This is a genomic window from Actinomadura sp. 9N407 (assembly GCF_044326315.1).
Lineage (GTDB): Bacteria > Actinomycetota > Actinomycetes > Streptosporangiales > Streptosporangiaceae > Spirillospora.
The window spans coordinates 95,141-115,421 of the sequence record NZ_JBIRAW010000018.1 but is presented as its reverse complement, the minus strand read 5'-3'; the positions used below and the strand labels follow the sequence as shown (position 1 = coordinate 115,421).

Annotated in this window: 18 protein-coding genes; 5 read left to right on the top strand and 13 right to left on the bottom strand. The window is 72.2% G+C overall.

The window, feature by feature from the left end:
* Nucleotides 1-17 precede the first annotated feature (17 nt).
* A complete protein-coding gene (locus ACH34Q_RS26750) occupies nt 18-1,562 on the bottom strand; it encodes a serine/threonine-protein kinase (RefSeq protein ID WP_395985813.1) in 1,545 nt (514 codons plus the stop codon).
* A gap of 93 nt (nt 1,563-1,655) precedes the next feature.
* Here ACH34Q_RS26750 and ACH34Q_RS26745 point away from each other — a divergent pair, with 93 nt between their 5' ends.
* Nucleotides 1,656-2,315 (top strand): DUF4870 domain-containing protein, encoded by a 660-nt coding sequence (locus ACH34Q_RS26745; RefSeq protein WP_395985812.1) that lies wholly within the window; start codon nt 1,656-1,658, stop codon nt 2,313-2,315.
* A 7-nt stretch (nt 2,316-2,322) separates the two neighbouring features.
* On the opposite strand, the gene ACH34Q_RS26740 is transcribed toward ACH34Q_RS26745, so the two are convergent.
* Nucleotides 2,323-3,150, bottom strand: a complete 828-nt coding sequence (locus ACH34Q_RS26740; protein WP_395985811.1) for a TIGR03619 family F420-dependent LLM class oxidoreductase — start codon at nt 3,148-3,150, stop codon at nt 2,323-2,325.
* Nucleotides 3,151-3,160: 10 nt separating this feature from the next.
* Entirely contained in the window at nt 3,161-3,835 is a 675-nt protein-coding gene (locus ACH34Q_RS26735; protein ID WP_395985810.1) for a cyclase family protein, read from the bottom strand.
* 45 nt (nt 3,836-3,880) lie between these two features.
* Between ACH34Q_RS26735 and ACH34Q_RS26730 the strand changes: the two genes are divergently transcribed.
* Nucleotides 3,881-4,708 carry a HipA family kinase gene (locus ACH34Q_RS26730; protein WP_395985809.1) on the top strand — a complete coding sequence of 276 codons (828 nt, stop codon included), beginning with the start codon at nt 3,881-3,883 and terminating at the stop codon, nt 4,706-4,708.
* Nucleotides 4,705-5,100: a DUF3037 domain-containing protein gene (locus tag ACH34Q_RS26725; RefSeq protein WP_395985808.1), complete on the top strand. Its 396-nt coding sequence runs from the start codon at nt 4,705-4,707 to the stop codon at nt 5,098-5,100. Before ACH34Q_RS26730 ends, ACH34Q_RS26725 begins: the two co-directional genes overlap by 4 nt.
* 177 nt (nt 5,101-5,277) lie before the next feature.
* Here the strand turns inward: ACH34Q_RS26725 and ACH34Q_RS26720 are convergent, their stop codons facing one another.
* The 8 genes from ACH34Q_RS26720 to dxr form a co-directional block, all read right to left on the bottom strand.
* Nucleotides 5,278-6,186: a hypothetical protein gene (locus tag ACH34Q_RS26720; protein WP_395985807.1), complete on the bottom strand. Its 909-nt coding sequence runs from the start codon at nt 6,184-6,186 to the stop codon at nt 5,278-5,280.
* 141 nt (nt 6,187-6,327) lie between these two features.
* A complete protein-coding gene (locus ACH34Q_RS26715) occupies nt 6,328-7,227 on the bottom strand; it encodes a helix-turn-helix domain-containing protein (protein WP_395985806.1) in 900 nt (299 codons plus the stop codon).
* A gap of 87 nt (nt 7,228-7,314) precedes the next feature.
* Nucleotides 7,315-8,157, bottom strand: coding sequence for a GNAT family N-acetyltransferase (locus ACH34Q_RS26710; RefSeq protein ID WP_395985805.1), 843 nt, complete (start codon nt 8,155-8,157; stop codon nt 7,315-7,317).
* Nucleotides 8,158-8,299: 142 nt separating this feature from the next.
* Complete coding sequence (locus tag ACH34Q_RS26705; RefSeq protein WP_395985804.1) at nt 8,300-9,901, bottom strand: alpha/beta hydrolase; 1,602 nt, start codon at nt 9,899-9,901, stop codon at nt 8,300-8,302.
* Between the two features lie 171 nt (nt 9,902-10,072).
* Nucleotides 10,073-11,665 (bottom strand): alpha/beta fold hydrolase, encoded by a 1,593-nt coding sequence (locus ACH34Q_RS26700; RefSeq protein ID WP_395985803.1) that lies wholly within the window; start codon nt 11,663-11,665, stop codon nt 10,073-10,075.
* Between the two features lie 249 nt (nt 11,666-11,914).
* Nucleotides 11,915-13,120 carry a flavodoxin-dependent (E)-4-hydroxy-3-methylbut-2-enyl-diphosphate synthase gene (ispG, locus tag ACH34Q_RS26695; protein ID WP_395985802.1) on the bottom strand — a complete coding sequence of 402 codons (1,206 nt, stop codon included), beginning with the start codon at nt 13,118-13,120 and terminating at the stop codon, nt 11,915-11,917.
* A gap of 192 nt (nt 13,121-13,312) precedes the next feature.
* On the bottom strand, nt 13,313-14,521 hold the full coding sequence (locus ACH34Q_RS26690; RefSeq protein WP_395985801.1) for a M50 family metallopeptidase: 1,209 nt from the start codon (nt 14,519-14,521) through the stop codon (nt 13,313-13,315).
* 61 nt (nt 14,522-14,582) lie between these two features.
* Entirely contained in the window at nt 14,583-15,845 is a 1,263-nt protein-coding gene (gene dxr, locus ACH34Q_RS26685) for a 1-deoxy-D-xylulose-5-phosphate reductoisomerase (protein WP_395985800.1), read from the bottom strand.
* Nucleotides 15,846-16,034: 189 nt separating this feature from the next.
* Here dxr and ACH34Q_RS26680 point away from each other — a divergent pair, with 189 nt between their 5' ends.
* A complete protein-coding gene (locus ACH34Q_RS26680) occupies nt 16,035-17,012 on the top strand; it encodes a trypsin-like serine peptidase (protein WP_395985799.1) in 978 nt (325 codons plus the stop codon).
* A 183-nt stretch (nt 17,013-17,195) separates the two neighbouring features.
* Here ACH34Q_RS26680 and ACH34Q_RS26675 read toward each other — a convergent pair whose 3' ends face one another.
* Entirely contained in the window at nt 17,196-18,152 is a 957-nt protein-coding gene (locus ACH34Q_RS26675) for a sensor histidine kinase (protein WP_395985798.1), read from the bottom strand.
* 256 nt (nt 18,153-18,408) lie between these two features.
* Here ACH34Q_RS26675 and ACH34Q_RS26670 point away from each other — a divergent pair, with 256 nt between their 5' ends.
* A complete protein-coding gene (locus ACH34Q_RS26670; RefSeq protein ID WP_395985797.1) occupies nt 18,409-18,804 on the top strand; it encodes a hypothetical protein in 396 nt (131 codons plus the stop codon).
* Nucleotides 18,805-18,875: 71 nt separating this feature from the next.
* On the opposite strand, the gene ACH34Q_RS26665 is transcribed toward ACH34Q_RS26670, so the two are convergent.
* Nucleotides 18,876-20,117, bottom strand: coding sequence for an ABC transporter substrate-binding protein (locus ACH34Q_RS26665; RefSeq protein WP_395985796.1), 1,242 nt, complete (start codon nt 20,115-20,117; stop codon nt 18,876-18,878).
* Between the last annotated feature and the right edge of the window lie 164 nt (nt 20,118-20,281).

Below are 20,281 nucleotides of genomic sequence, written 5' to 3'. Positions count from 1 at the left end.
GCCTTCGCGGTCCGGCGTCACGTACGGGAGAGCGTGCCGACCACGGTCCAGGTGTTGCCCTGGGACGTGCCGGTGTAGCTGAAGTGCAGGGTCCCGTCCGGGCGGCGGGTCAGGGTGGTGATGCCGGTGTCGACGCAGGCCGTCGCCCCGGAGGTGATCCGCTCGCGCAGGGTGAGGGCGTTCCCGCCGGGGTCGCCGATGAGGGTCAGTACGCCCGAGCAGCCGTGCTGGGGATACCTGACGGTGCCTTGGCGGGCGTCCTTGGGCAGGGTGAGCTCGACGAGGAACTCCTTGCCGTCGTTCTGGCGCACCTGGCCGGACCACGATCCGGCGAAGGCCTCCGGGAAGCCGGGACGGTCGGGCTCGTCCGGCGGATCCTGGGGATCAGGGTCGGTGTCGCCAGGCGGGTTCTGCGGATTCCCCTGCGGCCGTCCCCGGCCGGAGGCGGGGGATGTCGTGACCCGTTCGGTCTTGGTGGGCGTGGCGGCTCTGGGTGGGTCCTCGTCCCCGGACGTACCGCGATCCGACAGCACCAGAACCGTGACCATCACGGCCAGCGCGACCGCGATCACGGCGCCCGAGACGGCCACCACGCCGGAGACGCCGCGCCGTTCGGGCCGGGCCGGGACAGGCGGGCGGGTGGTGGCGGGCCCGTCCGGCGCCATCGGCCCGACGGCCGCGGCGGCCTCCAGGACGGCGGGGGGCAGCGGGCCGCTGACCTGCGGCTCCGGCTCGCCGAGCAGGGTACGCAGGACCTCGGGGGCGGCCGGTCGGAGCGCGGGATCCTTGTCCAGGCAGCGGGCGGCCAGCTCGCGCAGCGGCCCGTCCAGCGCGCCGAGATCGGGCGGCTCGTTCAGGATGCGGTACGCCACCGCGTCCAGGACGTCGTGGCCGAACGGCGGGCGGCCGCAGGACGCGAAGACCATCGTGGACGCCCAGGCGAACACGTCGGCGGCCGGACCCGCCCGCTCGCCGCGCAGCTGCTCGGGCGCCATGTACGCGGGCGTGCCGATGCCCATGCCGCTGGTGGTGATCGTCCCGGCGTCCAGCGCGCGGGCGATCCCGAAGTCGATGACGCGCGGCCCGTCCGGCCCGAGCAGCACGTTGTGCGGCTTGAAGTCGCGGTGCACCACGCCCGCCTGGTGGATCGCCACCAGCGCGGTCGCGGTCCCGACCGCGAGACGCTCCAGGACGCCGCCGTCCCGCGGGCCCTGGTCCTTGACCACCCCGGCCAGCGACGGGCCGTCCACGTACTCGCTGACGATGTACGGGTGGTCGCCGTCCACATCCGCGTCCAGCACCGCCGCCGTACAGAACCGGGCGACGCGCTTGGCCGTGTCGAGCTCGCGGATGAAACGGGCCCGCGCCTCGGGATCGTCGCCGAGCCCCGCGCGCAGCCGCTTGACCGCGACCGGGCCGCCGGCCCCGCCGTGCTCGCCGTCCCCGCCCGGCCGGACGGCGAGGTAGACGACGCCCTGGCCGCCCTCGCCCAGCCTGCCGAGCAGCTGGAACGGTCCGACCCGCTCGGGATCGGTCTCCCGGAGTTCCGCGGACGCTGGCATGATCCCTCCCTTTCAGGTGGGACGCCGATCCGGTGTGCCCGGTTCGGATAGATTGCCCGAACCCGATCCCCGGCAGGACCGATAGGAAATCCAGTGAACGATCAGCCCCCGCCTCCCCCGCCGGACGGCACCGACCAGCCGCCGCCGTACCACTCCCCCTACGGCCAGCCGCCCGGCGCGCCCCCGCCCGCCGGCTACGGCCAGGCCCCCGGCTACGGCCAGGCCCCCGGTTACGGGCAAGCTCCCGGTTACGGCCAGGCGCCCGGTTACGGGCAGCCCCCTGGTGGCGGCTACGGGCCGCCTCCTGGTGGCGGGCCGCCGCCGCCCGGGCAGCCGTACGACCCGCGCTGGGGGTACGGGCCGCCCGGCGTCCCGTACGGGCCGGGACAGCAGATCACCGGGGATGACACCACCTGGGCGATGATGAGCTACCTCGGCACGCTGCTCCTCGGCTTCCTGGCGCCACTGATCATCTACTTCGTCAAGAAGAAGGAATCGGCGTTCACCCGCTTCCACGCGGCACAGGCGCTCAACTACCAGCTGACCCTCCTGATCCACCTGCTGGCGCTGGTGGCGGTCTTCGCGCCGCTGGCGATCGTGTTCGAGCACCCGGGCTGGCTGATACCGCTGTTCCTGCTCTACCTGATCGACGGGATCGGGCAGTGGGTGTTCCTCATCCTGGGCGCGGTGAAGTCGGGCAAGGGCGCCTACTACCGCTTCCCCACCTTCTTCTGCTTCCGCATGATCCGCTGACGCGGGCTCACCCGAGGTAGGAGCGGGCGTACCCGTCCAGGACCGGGAGCACCGCGTCGCGCCCGCCCGCCGGGACGCGCAGGACGACCTCCTCGACGCCCAGCGAGGCGTAGTGGTCCAGCTTCTCGGGGGTCGGCAGCGTGCCGAACGGGATCACCGGCACCATCTCCCGCCCGGCCGCCGCGCACGCCTCGCGCAGCGCCGGCAGGGCGTCGCGGATCCCGGCGCCGCCGATCGGCAGCCAGCCGTCGCCGTACTCGGCGATGTGCGCGAACAGGGTGGGGCCCGCCGCGCCGCCGAGCAGCACGGGGATCCGCCCGGCGGGCTTGGGCCAGCACCAGCTCGGCTCGAACGAGACGAACTCCCCCTTGAAGGACGCCTCCTCCTCGGTCCACAGCTCGCGCATCGCCAGCACGTGCTCGCGGACCATCGCCCGGCGCCGCTTCCAGGGGACGCCGTGGTCGGCGGCCTCCTCGGCGTTCCAGCCGTACCCGGCGCCGAGCACGAACCGCCCGTCCGCGATCCGGTCCAGCGTCGCGATCGCCTTGGCGGTCACGATCGGGTCCCGCTGGGCGGGCAGCGCGACGCCCGTGCCGAGCCTGATCCGTTCGGTGACGGCCGCCGCGGCCGCGAGGGCCACCAGGGGGTCCGGCGTACGGGCGTACTCGTCCGGCAGCGAGTCCACGCCCGTCGGCGGCGGCGTCAGCCGGGACACCGGGATGTGCGTGTGCTCGGGGATGTAGAGCGAGACGAACCCGCGCTCCTCGGCCGCGACGGCCAGCTCGTGCGGGGCCATCGTCCGGTCGGTCGTGAACAGCGTGATGCCCAGCCTCATGGCCGTCACCCTAGTGATCGTCCAGAATGAGGCGGGCGACGGCCCGTACCGGCGCACCGTCGCCGTCCAGCCGGATCGGGAACAGCGACACCTCGATGCCCTGCCCCGCTCGCTGGGCCTCCAGCAGCCGGTCAAGCCCGGTCAGGTTCTCCGCGATCACGGCGTGCGCCCCGCACAGCACGCGGTGCGCGTCCAGCGAGAAGTCCTCGTCGCCGGGCGGCGGCGTACGGTCCACGCTCAGCGCGTCGATCCCGACCGTACGGACGCCGGCGGCCACGATCGCCGCGGCGGTCTCGGCCGACGGATAGGGATGCGCGAGGTAGTCGTCGCTCCCCCAGTACCGCGACCATCCCGTGGCGATCAGCAGGACCACGCCGGGGCCGAGCCCCTCGGGCAGCACCTCAGGCCCGATCGCGGTACGCGGCGCCAGGCCCCGCGCGTCGGCCACCACCGCCGGGCCCGTGAACCGTTCGAGCGGCAACCTCTCGAGCCGGGGCAGCAGGTCGTCGACGTGGTACGGGGCGTCCACGTGCGTCCCGGTCTGCGATCCCATGTGCAGGCGCCGTACGTTCACGCCGGAGTTCGTCACCGTCAGCGCCGGCGTGACGACCACGTCGGGGTCGCCGGGATACACCGGCATCCCGGACACGATGGGCACCGACAGATCGACCAGCTCAACCGCCATGCCGCCGATTATCCCGGTACGAGGCCGCTCCGCTACCGTAAGCGGGTGCTGCCCTTTGTGACCGCCACCCGGTACGTGACGCCGCTGCGTGAGGGCGGGTCGCTGCCGGGCGTCGTCGAGGCCGACGACCTCGGCACGTACGTGATGAAGTTCCATGGTGCCGGGCAGGGCCGCAAGGCCCTGATCGCCGAGGTGATCGCGGGCGAGCTGGCCCGCCGGCTCGGGCTGCGGATGCCCGACCAGGTCATCATCGAGCTGGATCCGGTGATCGGCCGGCACGAGCCCGACCCCGACGTCCAGGACCTGCTCAAGGCCAGCACGGGCCGCAACCTCGGGGTGGACTTCCTGCCGGGCTCGCTCGGGTTCGATCCGCTGGGCTGGTCCCCCGACGCGTGGTTCGCCTCGCGGGTGCTGTGGTTCGACGCGTTCATCGGGAACGTGGACCGCAGCTGGCGCAACCCCAACATGCTGGTCTGGCACGGCGACGTGTGGCTGATCGACCACGGCGCCAGCCTGTACTTCCACCACGCCTGGCGGAACGCGGCCAAGGTCTTCTCCGGGGCCTACGACGTGGACGACCATGTGCTCACGCCGTGGGCCGCCAAGCTGGCCGACGCGGAGGCGGAGCTGCATCCCCGCCTCACTGAGGACCTGCTGCGCGAGGTGGTCGAGCTGATACCGGACGTCTGGCTGGAGGGCGAGCCCGGCTTCGAGAGCGTGGCCGCCCTGCGCGACGCCTACGTCGAGTTGCTCGTCGACCGTGCCGGCAAGCCGCGCGACTGGCTGCCGGAGCTGTCGGTCAGCCACCGCCGTCCCGACACCGCCTCGCGCCGCGGCCAGAACCGTCCCGGCTGGCTCGGAGGCCCCGCATGAGGCCGAAGCGACCGGGAGACGCAGTTTTTGAGTACGCGGCCTTGCGCGTCATGCCGCGGGTGGAGCGGGGCGAGGCGATGAACGTGGGCGTGGTGGTCTACTGCCAGGCCCTGGACTTCCTGGGCTGCCGCAGCCATCTGGACGAGCCCCGGCTGCGCGCGCTCGACCCCGCGCTCGACCTGGACGGCGTACGGGCGTCGCTGCGTGCCGCGGACGCGCTGTGCTGCGGCGGAGAACGGGCAGGCCAGGCTGCCGACGAGCCGCAGGGCAGCCGGTTCCGCTGGCTCACCGCCCCGCGTAGCACGATCGTCCAGCCGGGCCCGGTGCACGCCGGCCTGACCGGCGACCCGGCGGCCGAACTGTCCCGCCTCCTGGACCTGCTGGTGAAGTAAGTGCAAGGGCCTGGCCCAAAGCGCCTCAGCCACCGCGCGAGCGCGTTACCTGCTCTGTGAGGCAAAGCCGGAGGCGAGCCTCACAGAGCAGATCGCGAAGCGATGCCGCGCTCGCCCAAGGCCCGGGCGCGGCGGCGAGCCGCCAGGCGAGCCGCCGCGAGCCGGGACGAATAAGCACTACTCCCATTCCCAGCGCATTCCGTGGTAGCCGGCGGCTACGCCGAATTCGATGAAGTGGACGCTGTGGTAGCTGGACAGCCGCAGGTCGGCGGCGTCCTTGAGGGCGGTCTGGGCGTCGGGACGCCAGGTGCGGTAGCAGCGGGCGGGCAGCGCCGACGGGTGGAAGCGTATTTCGATCAGGAACTCGTGCTGCGGGGTACGGAACCCGCGGCCCTCCTCTGACACCGGCGGGCCCGTCTCGTCGAAGCCGAAGGCGTACTCCAGCAGGTACGTCTCGCCGCGGCCGAGCGCCCGGTCGAACAGCAGCTCGGCGGCGATGAGCCCGCTGGTCTCGTCCATCCGGACCCGGCCGAAGCGGCAGCCGCGGGCGACGCGGGACGTGGGCAGGATCCCGTGCGGGTGGTGGTAGACGGCGATCCAGCGGTCCACGCCGCGCTGCTGGGCCTGGAACACCGCCCGGGTGCGGGCCTCGCGCAGCTCGCGGCCGGGACCGATGGTGAGCTGGTCGTGCAGGCTGAGGCCGGTCAGCCGGCGCTCGCCGCGCTCGCCGATCTCGTCCATCAGGTCGCGCACGCCCGGCTCGGGGCACAGCTCCTCCACCGGCAGCCAGGGGCCGGCCGACCGCTCCGAGGACGGCCTGAGCAGGGTGAGCAGGGAGTGCCTGGGCAGGGCGAGGATCATCTCCAGGGCCCGTACGGCGCGCAGCGAGTCGGCGCGCTCGGGCCGGGTGCGGCCGCGCTGCCAGTAGCTGAGGGTGGACAGGCTGACCGCGATGCCCTGCTCCTCCAGGCGGCGGCGCAGCGCCTCCAGGCTCAGCCCGCGGGCCTGGATCGCCGCGTGCAGGGCGACGTTGAAAGGACCGTACTGCAGCATCTGGAGGAGGTCGTCCTCCGTGACGCTCTGCACCGCTATCGCCTCCGGATCGCGTCCGGCCGGCCCCCGTGATCGGCCTTGACAACAGCAGTTGGAGCTTTCGGGCTCACTGTAAGGCCACCGGCCCACGATGCCAATCGGCAATTTCTCACAACGGGCGCTCCGATCACCGGCTCATTCCCACTCCCACTCGATGCCGACGATGCCGCGCCGGACGTCGCCGAGTGCCAGATGGGCGCTGCCGGACGCACCGATCCACAGCTCCCCCAGCCGCCGCCGCGGGGCCCCGCCGTCGTCGCGCGCGTACCCGTAGCAGCGGGCCGGCAGCGTCTCGGCGTGGAACTGCACGACGGCGAGGTAGTCGCGGACCGGGCGCGGGAAGCGCCGCTCGTAGTCGCCGGCCGGACGGCTCAGCTCGTACTCGATCACGACGGTGTCCCCGGCGGCGAGCACCCGGTCGAAGACCAGCTCGACCCCCATCAGCAGGTCGCCGTCCCCGGCCGAGCCGCCGTCCCCGAGCCCGCCCTCTGTACGGACCCGGCCGGACCGGCAGTAGCGCAGGCCGGTGAGCCGCGGGTCGGGGCCGGCCACCGGGTGGACCCGCACGACCCGGTCGATGTCGTCGCCGGTCGCGCGCAGGACCTCCCGTACGGTGAGCGCGTACGGCCGACGGTCGGGGCCGAGGTGGTAGAGGTCGTGGATGCTCAGCCGTTCGAGGCGGTGGTCCCCGGAGCGGTCCAGCTGGCCGACGACCCGCGCGTACCGTTCCGGATCGGGCCACAGCCCCGGCCCGGTGCCCGCCACCGCCGGGAACGCAGGGACGGCGCCGCGCCCTGGATTCATCGCGGGGACGGGATCGTCCAGCAGCTCGGTGAGCGCCCCCGGCTGGACCTGCAGGATCTCCTCCAGCGACAGCACCACCGCGCGCGAGCGCGGCCGGCTGCGGCCGCGCTGCCAGTAGCTCAGCGAGGCCACGCTCACCGTCAGGCCGCGCAGGGCAAGCCGGTGACGGATCCGCTCCAGGGTGAGCCCGCTCGCCTGGATGGCCTGCCGTAACGCACCGGCGAATTCCACGGGCGGATTTTATCGGTCCGGACGCGCCCGAGCCGTTTCCGGGCGGAACGAATCCGGCCGGCGGCTCGGAACGGGACCGGAACGGGCTCAGAACAGGACCGACATGAAGGTGTCGATCTCGGTGAAGCCGACCCGCCGGTACGTGGCGCGCGCCCGGGTGTTGAAATCGTTGACGTACAGCGAGACGGCCGGGGCTACCGAGCGCAGTGCCTCCTCGACGAGGGCGGCCATGCCGTGCACCGACAGTCCCTGGCCGCGCAGGTCGGGCGGTACCCAGACGCCCTGGACCTGGCACGCGTGCGGGGTGATGGCGCCGATCTCCGCCTTGAACATGACCCGGCCGTCCTCGATCCGGGCGTACGCGCGGCCGGCCCGGATGAGCTCGGCGACCCGGGCGCGGTAGAGGATGCCGCCGTCCCCGGTGTTCGGGGAGACCCCGACCTCCTCGGTGAACATCGCCACGCAGGCCGGGTAGACGATGTCGAACTCGTCCATCCGTACCTGGCGCACCCGGTGGTCGGCCGATACGGGCGGCATCGTCGAGGTGGCCATCACGGGCTGGGCCGTACGGACCGCCCTGGGCGGGCCCCAGTAGGGGGAGAGCATCTCCCACAGGTCGCCGACCGCGTCGACGGGCCCGACGATGGACGAGCATCTGCGGCCCTGGGCCTGGGCGCGTTCGGCGAACGCCCGTACCGCGTCGGACGTGGCGGCCACGGGGACCAGGTTGGCGCCGGAGTAGCACAGCGAGGTCAGGCGGCCGTCGCGCATGTAGCCCCACATCTGGGCACCGAGACGGCGGGGATCGAGCCCGGCCGCGTGGACGCGGGAGCTGACGAACACGTTGGCCACCGGGTCGGCGTCCAGGATGGCCAGAGCCTCGGCCCGGTGCCGGTCGTCCAGTATCCGTACCGGCAACGACCCCAGCATGCGCATGGTCTACCGGCCCCCGCGGTCAGGGCCTCGGAGCGGGACGAGTGACCGTGTAGGTGTCACCACTTTCTGCACCACACTGATAAGCCTATGACGTTCGCGTTCAGCGCGCCGCAACGGGCTTGCTTACCAGCCGGTATTAGGCCCCCGGCTCTGCGGTTGGCCCGTACCCACGGCACGCTGGCCTTTCTGTGCGCGCGGGCGCGGGCGGCTTACCGGCAGGGCATGAGGCGTCCGGACCCGGCCGGTCGGCCGGAAGTGAACCGTCCTTGAAATAGGCCGCCACGGCCCCGTCCAGGCACTTGTCGCCGTTCATGGCGATCCCGTGGTTCCCGCCTCCGGCCTGCACGACCAGCCGCGAGCCGGGGAAGAGCCGATGGGTCTCCAGCGCGCCCTCGTACGGGGTGGCCGCGTCCTCCGTGCCCTGCAGGAGCAGCATCGGGGTCGAGCGGGCGGTGCCGTGGACGGGCGGGCGCGGCCCTCCTTCGACGGGCCAGAACGCGCAGGGCGCGTTGTACCAGGCATTACCCCAGGTCTCGAAACGGTAGCCGGAGCGGTAGAGCCCCCAGTTGTCGCGGTGCCAGGTCTCCCAGTCGCGGGGCCAGGGCGCGTCCCGGCATTGAACGGCGTTGTAGACCGCGTAGTTGTTCTGCTCCAGCCGGCCCGGCGGGTCCCATTCCTTCAGCAGGCGGCGCGGGTTCTTCTTCACGAGGTAGGCCGACAGGGCGCGGGCATGGGCCGGCCAGGTCTGATCGATGTAGCCGTCCGTGAGGAAGAGGTCGTCCAGTTCGGAGGCACCGAACTCGCCCTTGAGCGGCTTGGCCTTGAGCGCGGCCCTGGCTTTGGCATAGGACGCGGCGACGGCCTTGCGGGTCTTGCCGAGCCGGTACGCCGCGTGGTGCTTGGCGATCCATGCGAAATAGGTATGGATCCGCTTCTCGAACGCCACGTTCTGGTCGAGGTTGTTGGCGTACCAGACACCGCTGGGACGGACCACGCTGTCGAGCACCATCCGGCGGACCCTGCCGGGATAGGCGGTGGCGTAGGCAGCGCCCAGGTACGTCCCGTACGAGTAACCGAAGTAGTTGATCTTCTCCTGGCCCAGGGCGGCGCGAATGGCGTCCAGGTCACGGACCCATGCCCGCGTGCCCATGTGCGGGAGCAGCTTGCCGTGGCGGGCCCCGCAGTCGGCGGCGTACCTGCGCGCCCGATTCAGCCAGGCGTCCTCTTCGGCGCGGTCGGCGGGGATCGTGTCCGCCTTGGCGCGGCCCGGGTAGTGGTAGCTCTCGTCGCACACCATGGCGGGCTTGCTGGCCCCCACGCCGCGCGGGTCGTACCCGATCCAGTCGTAGCTCGCCGCGACGTCCTTGGGCAGCGCTCCGGTGAAGAGCGCGGGCAGGTCGCGGCCGTGCGCCCCGGGGCCTCCCCTGTTGAGCAGGACGACGCCCTGGGAACGCGGTGCGGTGTGCCGGGCCCGGGTCAGCGCCAGGGTGATGTGCTCGCCGTCCGGCCGAGCGTGGTCCAGCGGCACCCGGAGCGAGCCGCACTCCAGGCCCTTGAGCGCCGTCTTCTCCACCGGGTCCTTTTCGGGGCACGGTTTCCAGGCGATGCGCGGAGCGGCTCCCGCGGGGTGAACTCGCTGCGCGGCGCCCAAGGCGACGGGTCCCGGGAGGGTCGCGGCGGCGGCAGCGGCGATGGCCGCCAGCCCCACGGCGGCGGTCTTCTGCAAAACGTTCGGCACTCCCGATTTCTACCGGCGCCGCCTCACCTCCACCCGTACCCACGAGATAGCGCGATTCCCCCAGCAAAACGGCGGACCGCCGGTGCGCTGGATCAGCGCACCGGCGGTCCGGTCATGCGGGACGGGCATGCGGAACGAGCAACGCCCGCAACGAGCAAGGCCCGCCGCGGGCTACGGCCGCCCGACGGGGACGTCCTTGCCCTGCCCGGCACCGGCGGCCTTGACGGCGTTCGGGTTCGGGTCGTTCAGCGCCGGCAGCGCGTCGCACGACACGTCCGCGCCCTTGCCGGGCTTGCGGGGCGCGAGCGTCCCGTCGGCCAGGTACGCGGTGACCTTGTCGTCCAGGCAGGCGTTGCCGTTGAGGGTGTTGCTGTGGGTCTTGCCGCCCTGCTCGGCCAGCAGCGTCGCGGACGGGAAGAGCTTGCGCATCTGCGGGCCGCCCGGGTACGGGGTGGCGGCGTCCAGCGTGGACTGGACGAGCAGGAACGGCGGCACGTCCTTGCCCTTGTCACCGATCTTGAACGCCTTGCCCGACTCGGCGCCCCAGTAGTGGATCGGGGCGTTGAACCAGGTGTTCGACCAGCTGTTGAAGCGGATGCCGTTCGCGTACTGGCGGGCCGCGTCCCGGTGCCAGGTCTTCCACTTGGACGGCCACGGCGCGTCCACGCCCTGCACCGCCAGGTAGACGGCCAGGCCGTTGTCACCGCCGCCCTCGTTCACCCAGCCGAGCAGCGGCGCCGGGTCCTGCTTGGTCACCCACGCCGACAGGATCTCGGCGAACGGGATGTAGTAGCCGGTGTTGTACCCGGCGCTCAGCACGATGTCGTCCAGCTCGGACGGGCCGATCTTGCCGCCGATCGGGGACTTCTCGGCGGCGGCGCGGGCCTTGTAGTACGCCGCCTCGACCTGCTTGGCCGTGGTCCCGAGGTGGTAGATCGAGTCGTACTTCGCGACCCAGCCCCACCAGAGCTTCATGTTGCGCTCGAAGGCCTCGTTCTGCTTGAGCTGGCCGCCGTACCAGACCTCGCGGGAGTCGACGTTGCCGTCCCAGACCATCCGCTTGACCTTCTCCGGGAACATCGTCGCGTAGGTCGCGCCGAGGTACGTCCCGTACGAGAAGCCGTAGTAGCTGATCTGCGGGGCGCCCAGCGCCTTGCGGATCGAGTCGACGTCGCGGGCCGAGTCCGTGGTGCGCATGTGCGGCAGCAGCCAGCCGAACTTCTGCCGGCACGCGTCAGCGTAGGCCTTGGACTTGGCCAGCCAGGCCCTCTCCTCCTTGGCGTTGGCCGGGACGTAGTCCGGCCGCGTCGGGTCGGAGTAGCCCGCGTCGCAGGTGAGCGCCGGCTTGCTCGACTCGACGCCGCGCGGGTCGAACCCGATGATGTCGTACCGGGCCGCGACCTCCTTGGGCAGCCACGAGGCCAGCCCGCCGGACAGGTACAGTCCGCTGCCGCCGGGACCGCCCGGGTTGCCGAGCAGGACGCCCTGGTAGTTGGCCTTGTCGGTGGCCTTCACCCGCGACACCGCGACGGAGATCTTGCGGCCGCCCGGCTTGCGGTAGTCCAGCGGCACCTCGACCTGGCCGCACTCGGCGTTCTTGAGGTACGAACCGCCGGTCACGTCCGTGGGGCACGCGGCCCAGGCGATGTTCGACGCCGCGACCTGGGTCGCGGTGCGCGCGGGCGCCGCACCGGCGGAGACGGCGGCGGTCGTGCCGCCCACCCCCAGCACCGTGGCCGCCGCGATGATTACGAGCCTCTTCACCAAGCCCCCTCGTTCACCGGCGGCACGCCACGACATGCGGTGGCGGGAGCCACGCACGAGGGGGAGCCGCTCCGGTAAGAGCGAAATGTGCGATCGGTGGAGATTGTTGCGCTTGCTCCGCCCTGGACGGCAGGGGCTGTCGTCAGTGGATGCGAAATCGTGACAAGCTTCGCGGAACGGCATGCGGAAGGCCCCCGGGTCTCCCCAGGGGCCTGCGGTGATGCGGGTGTCGCGAGCGGGTCGCGGACGTCAGCTGACGACGACCTCCGCGCCGGGGCCGCTCACGGTGCCGTCCTCGCCGATCTCGATGCCCATCTCGTCGGCGATCCGCATCGCCTCCTCGATCAGCGTCTCCACGATCAGGGCCTCGGGCACGGTCTTGACGACCTGCCCCTTGACGAAGATCTGGCCCTTGCCGTTGCCGGACGCGACGCCGAGGTCGGCCTCGCGGGCCTCGCCCGGGCCGTTCACGACGCAGCCCATCACGGCCACCCGCAGCGGTACGGGGAAGTCCTTCAGGCCGGCGGTGACCTGCTCGGCCAGCGTGTAGACGTCGACCTGGGCGCGGCCGCAGGACGGGCAGGAGACGATCTCCAGGCCGCGGTCGCGCAGCCCCAGCGACTCCAGGATCTGGTTGCCGACCTTGACCTCCTCGACCGGAGGGGCCGACAGCGAGACCCGGATCGTGTCGCCGATGCCCTGCGCCAGCAGCGCGCCGAACGCGACCGACGACTTGATCGTGCCCTGGAAGGCGGGGCCGGCCTCGGTGACGCCCAGGTGCAGGGGGTAGTCGCAGGCGGCGGCCAGCTGCCGGTACGCCTCGATCATCACCACTGGGTCGTTGTGCTTGACCGAGATCTTGATGTCCCGGAAGTCGTGCTCCTCGAACAGCGAGCACTCCCACAGCGCCGACTCCACCAGCGCCTCGGGGGTGGCCTTGCCGTACTTCTCCAGCAGCCGCTTGTCGAGCGAGCCGGCGTTGACGCCGATCCGGATCGGGGTGCCGGTGGCCGAGGCGGCGCGGGCGATCTCGCCGATCTTGTCGTCGAACTTCTTGATGTTGCCGGGGTTGACCCGGACGGCCGCGCAGCCCGCGTCGATCGCCGCGAACACGTACTTGGGCTGGAAGTGGATGTCGGCGATGACCGGGATCGACGACTTGCGGGCGATGGCCGGCAGCGCGTCGGCGTCGTCCTGGGAGGGCACCGCCACCCGGACGATCTGGCAGCCGGAGGCGGTCAGCTCGGCGATCTGCTGCAGCGTCGCGTTGACGTCGGACGTCAGCGTGGTGGTCATCGACTGGACGGACACGGGGGCGTCGCCGCCGACCGGGACGTTCCCCACCATGATCTGCCGGGACACGCGGCGCGGCACCGAAAGGCGCGGCGCGGCCTTCCCGTCCCCCTGCCCGCCGCCCTCGCCGCGGACGGCCGGAATTCCGAGTGAAACGCTCATCCCTCTCCCTCTGCTGACCCTGCGCCTGGAACGCGGAGGACGTCCCCAAGACCCCCTGAGAGGGGCAGGCGATCGGCGTCCCCCGGCGGTCGCCTGGCTCCTCCCACCCTAAGCGCCACGGACGAATGGCGTGACGTGGACACCGCCACACAGAGCGTTACTAAACGGTGCCGATCAGTTACGCTGAGTGAACTATTCGGGCAGGGTCAGCGGATTGATCAGGTCCGCCAGGATGAGCAGCACGCCGAGCCCGATCAGCAGCACCACCGCCACGTACGTGATCGGCATCAGCTTGGTGAGGTCGACCGTGCCGGGATCGGGACGGCCGCGCACCCGCGCGATCCGGGCGCGGGCCCGCTCGTACGCCACGACGGCCAGGTGGCCGCCGTCCAGCGGCAGCAGCGGGATGACGTTGAGCGCCCCGAGGAAGATGTTCACCGAGACGACCAGCGACAGATACAGGACGATCTTGTCCTTCCAGGAGCTGTCGGAGGCGAAGATCTGGCCCGACACGTCCGTCGCCCCGACCACGCTGCCGACCTGGCCGCCCGGGGAGCTGGCGCGGTCCGGGGAGAACAGGTTGGGGATCGCGCTCGGCAGATCGGCCAGGGCCTCGCCGATGGCCCCGACCGTACGTCCGATGACCCGGGAGGCGAAGACGGCGGCGTCGACCGGCCCGGCCCGCTCGTAGCCCGCCCCCACCACCTTGGACGACATGCCGAGGAACGGTTCACCGCCCGCCGACGCGAGCCGTACCTCGAGTGTCACCGGGCGGGCGGCAGTGCCCTGGGCGGGCCGTTCCACCGCGACCTGGACGGACTGCCCGGGACGGGTCGCGCCGATCGCCCGCCGCAGTTGTGCCCAGTCGGCCACCGGCGTCCCGTTGAAGGCGACGACGCGGTCGCCGGCGCGCATCCCCGCCGCGGCGGCCGGCGAGGGCGGGTCGCCCTCCTCGCACGCGGACTGCGTGCTCGCCGGTACGCACGGGCTGACCTGCTCGACCGTGGTCGTCGCGGTGCCCGGGACGCGGATCCCGATGGCCATCGCCATCAGCATGAGCAGCAGGAACGCGAACACGAAGTTGATCACGACGCCGGCGGCGATCACGACCGCGCGGCGGCCGGCCGGCTGCCGGTAGAACGCGCGCGGCCGGTCCGCCTCGTCGATCTCCTCCAGCGGCGTGTAGCCCACGATCTTGACGAAGCCGCCGAGCGGGATCGCCTTGACGCCGTACTCGGTCTCGCCCCGCCGCCACGACCACAGCGTCGGCCCGAAGCCGACGAAGTACTGGGTGGCCTTCATCCCGAACCGCTTGGCGGTGAGCAGGTGCCCCGCCTCGTGCAGCATGACCGACACCAGCAGCGCGACGACGAACGCCACCGCGCCGAGGAGAAAGGCCATCCCGGCCCCCTCTCGGTACCCCGGATCTCTCGGTACACCGGATCGCGGGCCGGCCCGGGCCCTAGCCGAGCCCGGTGACCTCCCTGGTCCTCGCCCGGGCCCACGCGTCGGCGGCCAGGACGTCGTCCAGCGTCAGTCCTTCGGTGGTACCCGCGCCGTGCTCCTCCACTACCCGCGCGATCGTGTCGACTATCCCCAGGAACGGGAGCCGTCCCGTACGGAACGCCTCGACGCACTCCTCGTTGGCGGCGTTGTAGACCGCGGGCGCGGTGCCGCCCCGCTCCCCCACCTGCGCGGCCAGCGCCACGGCCGGGAACGCCTCGCCGTCGAGCGGGAACAGCTCCCAGGTGTGCGCCTTCGTCCAGTCCAGCCCGGGAGCGGCGTCCGGGACGCGGTCGGGCCAGTCCATCCCGAGCGCGATCGGCAGCCGCATGTCCGGCGGGCTGGCCTGGGCCAGCGTCGAGCCGTCGGCGAACTCCACCATCGAGTGGATCACCGACTGCGGGTGCACCATCACCTCGATGCGGTCGAACGGCACGTCGAACAGCAGGTGCGCCTCGATGACCTCCAGGCCCTTGTTCACCAGGGTCGCGGAGTTGATCGTGACGACCGGGCCCATGTCCCAGGTCGGGTGGTTCAGCGCCTCCTCGGGCGTGACGCCGGTGAGCTCCGCGCGGGTTCGGCCGCGGAACGGCCCGCCGCTGGCGGTGAGCACCAGCCGCCGCACCTCGGCGGCGCTCCCGCCGCGCAGGCACTGGGCCAGCGCCGAGTGCTCGGAGTCCACCGGGACGATCTGGCCCGGCCTCGCCCGCTCCTTGACCAGCGGGCCGCCGATGATCAGTGACTCCTTGTTGGCCAGCGCGAGCGTGCGGCCGGCGTCCAGGGCGGCCAGCGTGGAGGCCAGGCCGAGCGCGCCGGTCACCCCGTTCAGCACCACGTCGCAGGGCCGGGCGGCGACCTCGGCGACCGCCTCGGGGCCCGCGACGATCTTGGGAATGGGGTAGTCGCCGGCCGAGTACCCGCGCTTGCGCGCCTCGGCGTAGAAGGCCAGCACCAGGTCCTGGGCGGCGGACGCGCGGGCCACCGCGACGATCTCGGGACGGAACTCCAGGGCCTGCGCGGCGAGCAGGTCCACCCGCCCGCCGCCGGCCGCCAGCCCGGTCACCCGGAACCGGTCCGGGTTGCGGCGGATCACGTCCAGGGCCTGGGTACCGATCGATCCGGTCGAGCCGAGCACGGCCACGTCGCGGCGTGCGGGGGCGTCGGAGCGGGGCGGCGGGGCGGCGTCGCGCGTAGAAGGCTTCACAGGCCCATTGTCGGCCATCGGCGCACGGCTCCGCCGTCCGTGTCCTCACCTGCGCGGACGGCCAGAAGTACGGATCACTCTCCGCTCCTTTGTCGAGAAATGCCACTAGCCGCCCCCGGATCCCGAAATTACGGTCCGCTCACGGACGGATACCGCATTCCGTCCACCCCCGACATCCCGGGGACATCGCCTCATTTCGGAGGTCCCATGCACCGCTCCCCCCGTCTCAGGGCCATGGCCTTCTCCGCGCTGGGCGGCGCCGCGCTCGTCCTGCCGCTGCTCGCCGTACCCGCGCAGGCGGCCCCCGCCCCGCCCTCGCCCGCGCCGCAGGCACGGCAGCAGGCGGACAGCGCCGCCGACCAGAAACGCGTGCTGAGCCACTGGACGCGCGACCGCATGCGGTCCGCCACTCCGATGGAACGGCTCTTCCGAGCCGAGAAGCCGAGCCAGGAGTCCGTGAAGCGCGGGCTCAAGCAGATGCTGCCGCCCGCCGTCGCCAAGGCCCTGCCCAGCACGGGCGACACCTGGACCGGCGGCGGCGCGGTCGCCCGTACGGCCGGCCGGGTCTTCTTCACCTACCAGGGCCGCAGCGCCTCGTGCTCGGGTGACGCGGTGACCAGCACCAACAAGAGCACGGTCATCACCGCCGGGCACTGCGTGAAGCTGGACGGCGCCTGGCACACCGACTGGGTGTTCGTCCCCGGGTACGACGACGGCGCCCGCCCGTACGGCACCTGGACAGCCGCCCAGACGCTCGCCACACCGCAGTGGACCGCCACCGAGGACATCAGCTACGACGTCGGTGCCGCCGTCGTCAACACGCTCGACGGCCGCAGGCTGGTCGACGTCGTGGGCGGCCAGGGCATCGCGTTCAACCAGCCGCGCGGCCAGACCATGTACGCGTTCGGCTACCCCGCCGCCGCGCCGTACGACGGCTCCAAGCTCACCTACTGCAGCGGCCGCGTCATCAACGACCCGCTGCTCAGCAACGGCATCGGGATGGGCTGCGACATGACCGGCGGTTCGAGCGGCGGTCCCTGGTTCCTGCAGTTCAGCGAGGCCAGCGGGACCGGCATCCAGAACTCCGTCAACAGCTTCAAGTACAACTTCCTGCCGACGTACATGTTCGGCCCGTACTTCGGCACCGACGCCCAGAACCTCTACAACAAGGCCCAGTCCTCATAGCCCGGCGCAAGCCCACTAGTCCGGCGCAGGCGCCACCAGTCCGGCGCAGGCCCACCGGCGCGGCGAACGGATCAACGGAAAGTTCGGACACGATCACAACATGTGGTGGACACTGGGGCGATCGCGTTCCGATTCATCTGCGTTCCGATTCGTCCGCGTTCCCGAGTCAATCGCGTTCCCGAGTCATTCGCGTTGCGATCGTGGCGCCGCCGGTACCGGCGGCCGGAGCACCCCGCGCTCCGGCCGTCCCGGTGCCGTGCCCTCTCCCCGGTCGAGCGGCAGCCGCAGGATGAGGCGGGCGCCCCGCTCGCTCGGCCCCACGTACAGCCGCCCGCCGTGCGCGAGCACGATCTCGCGGGCGACCGCCAGACCCAGCCCGCTGCCGCCGGCGGCCCGGCTCCGTGCCGTGTCCACCCGCGCGAAGCGCTCGAAGACCCGTTCCCGGTCGCCCGAGGCGATCCCGGGACCGTCGTCGCACACCTCCAGCACCGCGTCGTCCCCGTCCGTCCGCAGCCTGACCTCGATCTGCTCGGCCGCGTGCCGGTCGGCGTTGCTGAGCAGGGCGATCAGCACCCGGCACATCTGCAGCCGGTCGACCCGGACGTACACGCCGTTCTGGAGCCGGTCGCGCACCGGTACCCGCTCCGGGTGCCCGGCCAGCTCGCCCCGGACCAGGCAGGTGAGGTCCAGCGGGGTACGAAGCGGCGCCGTCCCCGCGTCGAGGCGGGCCAGCGCCAGCAGATCGTCCACGATGCGCTGCAGCCGCTCGGCGTCACTCAGGGCGTCCCCGAGCGTGGCCAGGAGGTCGGTGTCGCCGGGATCGGCCAGCGCCACCTCGATCCGGGTGCGCAGGCCGGTGACGGGCGTGCGCAGCTCGTGCGAGGCGTCGGAGGCGAACTGCCGCTGCTGGTCCAGCGCGTGCTCCAGGCGTTCCAGCGTGTCGTTGATCGTACGGGCCACCCGGGCGAGGTCCTCGTCGGCGGCGGGAACGGCCATCCGGCCGCCGCGCCGCCCGGCGGCGACACGGGCCGCCTCGTCCGCGAAGGCGCGCAGCGTCCGGCGGGCGTCGCGCGCGCGGTCCTGCGCGCGGCCCGCCGCGGGCCGGAACGCCCGGCCGAGAGCGGCAACTCGTTCCCGCATGTCTCATTTGTAGGCGTTTAGCACCAAACGCCGAGCAAAGCCCGGCTCCCGATCCCGCCCCGCACTCGCCGCGATCACCATGGCGACCTGCGCGAACGGCAGTCGATGATCGGCCATCGCCGGCACCGCCCAGAAGTGCTCCGGGACGCACCCGGTCCTTTGCCCCCATTTTCACTTGGAGTAACAGGAGCATCACTTATGAGCGCCTATAAAGGAAGCTGTGAAGTCGGCTCCCGCCGTACAGGGGAGATGGGCAATGAGCCAGACGGGCGAACCACGGTTCGATCCCGGCGTGCTGAGCGCCGCGCAGCGCCAGGGCGACGCCTGCGTCGTCTGCCACAAGAAGTGGCCGCGGCCGCGACTGCGCGTGGGGCTGCTGCCCGACGGCCAAGGGGTGTTCGCGTGCGACGATTGCGCACCCGCCCTGCCGAGCCCCCGCGGGCCTCAGCGCCCGCCGGAGCCGACCGCCAGGGCCGGTGGCCCGCTGACCCGGCGGGCACCGGCGGCGCCGGTCGTGGACGAGACCGGCAGCTGGGAGATCTCTCCAGGAGGAAGGGTGACCCGGGCACTCGGGGGGAGGCCCGGGACCACCCGCCAGGGCGCGTCCGGCTGGGGGCGGCCGGGCGCGCCGGAGAGATCCCCGTCGGCCTGAGCCCGTACGGCCCGCCGCGGGCCGCGTCCCGGTCGTGTGGCTATTTCTCGGTCTTGCTACTTCTCGGTCTTCTACTTCTCGGTCTTGGTCGCCTTGTTCCAGGCCCGGGTCCACTCGGCGTAGTCGGTGCAGTCGCGCCGGTCGCCGTCGCCGTCACCGCCGCCGCACTGCTTGGCCGGCGTGTGCGCGAAGATCACCTTGTCCAGGTAGTCGCGGTCGCCCACCCGGTAGGCGTTGCAGAACGCCGCCCTGAGCCGGTCGCCGGTGCAGGCCTGCGGGTTGGCGGGCGCGACGCCCGACCACTCGGCCACCTGCTGCTGGACGTCGGGTGAGGAGATCCACTGGAGCCACTGGTACATGCAGCTGGTGTGCTCGGCACGGGCGCCGATCATCCAGGACTTCGCCCACCCGGTGACCCCGCCGGACGGGACGACACCCTGGACGGGCTTGCCCGCGCGCGTCAGGACGTCCACCTGGTAGGGCCAGACCTGGCCCAGTGCGGCCTGTCCCCCGGCGAAGGCGCTGACCGCCTCGGCCGGCTGCTCCCAGTACGACTTCACGTGCGGGCGCTGCTTGGCCAGGACCTTGGCGGCCGCGTCCAGCTGCTTGCGGGTCAGCGAGTACGGGTCGGTGATCTTGAGCTTGCGCTCCTTGCCCCGCAGGTAGAGCGCGGCCTCGGCGATGACCATCGGGCTGTCGCGCATGATGATCCGGCCCGAGTACCGCTTGGCCTGGTCGGGGTCGAACAGCGAGGCCCAGCCGGTGGGCGGCGACTGCGTCGCGCGCGAGTCGTACATGAGCAGGTTGGAGCCCCACACGTACGGCACGCCGTAGTACTCGCCGTCCCGCTTGAGCAGGTCGCGCAGCCGCGGCTCGAGCTTCTTGTACCCCTCCACCAGGTTGGGGTTGACCGGGGTGATGTGGCGGTTGGCGATCAGCCGGCCGGCCACCTCGGGCGGGGCGACCACGCCGTCGTAGCGGCGGGCCGGGTTCTGCATGAGGTCGGTCATCTCCTGGGCGCCGTCGGCGACCTTCCAGCTGACCTTGCAGCCGGTGCGCTCCTCGAACGGGGTCACCCAGTTGACCCGGGGGTCGGCGCCGCCGTTCTCCAGGTCGCCGGCCAGCGTCACGAGGCTGAGCTCGCCCTCGCCGGGCCCGAGGGTGCTGGCCATCTTCGCCGCGCCGACCGGCTCGCCACCCTCGTCGTCGCTGCAGGCACCGCTCAACCCGATGACCAGCGCGCCCACGGCCAGCACCGAGGCCGACACCTTGGCCCTCAGCCTCATCTCGAAGTCGCTCCCGATCACGTCCACCGGGCCGTCCCGTCGCGGACCACCCGTCGGCGCAGCGTAGCGCCTCCGGGCCGATGGCAGTGCCGCGCCCGGCGATTCCCGCTGGTGAATTACCGACGGAAGAGTGCGGTCAGGACGCTTTCTTCACAGTGCTCGCCGGGCGCACCCACAGTCCCGATTCCCTT

Coding starts and splice junctions, on each gene's coding strand:
- ACH34Q_RS26750 (WP_395985813.1), bottom strand. CDS start 1,562: ATGCCAGCGTCCGCGGAACTCCGGGAGACCGATCCCGAGCGGGTCGGA.
- ACH34Q_RS26740 (WP_395985811.1), bottom strand. CDS start 3,150: ATGAGGCTGGGCATCACGCTGTTCACGACCGACCGGACGATGGCCCCG.
- ACH34Q_RS26735 (WP_395985810.1), bottom strand. CDS start 3,835: ATGGCGGTTGAGCTGGTCGATCTGTCGGTGCCCATCGTGTCCGGGATG.
- ACH34Q_RS26725 (WP_395985808.1), top strand. CDS start 4,705: ATGAGGCCGAAGCGACCGGGAGACGCAGTTTTTGAGTACGCGGCCTTG.
- ACH34Q_RS26710 (WP_395985805.1), bottom strand. CDS start 8,157: ATGCTGGGGTCGTTGCCGGTACGGATACTGGACGACCGGCACCGGGCC.
- ispG (WP_395985802.1), bottom strand. CDS start 13,120: ATGAGCGTTTCACTCGGAATTCCGGCCGTCCGCGGCGAGGGCGGCGGG.
- ACH34Q_RS26690 (WP_395985801.1), bottom strand. CDS start 14,521: ATGGCCTTTCTCCTCGGCGCGGTGGCGTTCGTCGTCGCGCTGCTGGTG.
- dxr (WP_395985800.1), bottom strand. CDS start 15,845: ATGGCCGACAATGGGCCTGTGAAGCCTTCTACGCGCGACGCCGCCCCG.
- ACH34Q_RS26680 (WP_395985799.1), top strand. CDS start 16,035: ATGCACCGCTCCCCCCGTCTCAGGGCCATGGCCTTCTCCGCGCTGGGC.
- ACH34Q_RS26675 (WP_395985798.1), bottom strand. CDS start 18,152: ATGCGGGAACGAGTTGCCGCTCTCGGCCGGGCGTTCCGGCCCGCGGCG.
- ACH34Q_RS26670 (WP_395985797.1), top strand. CDS start 18,409: ATGAGCCAGACGGGCGAACCACGGTTCGATCCCGGCGTGCTGAGCGCC.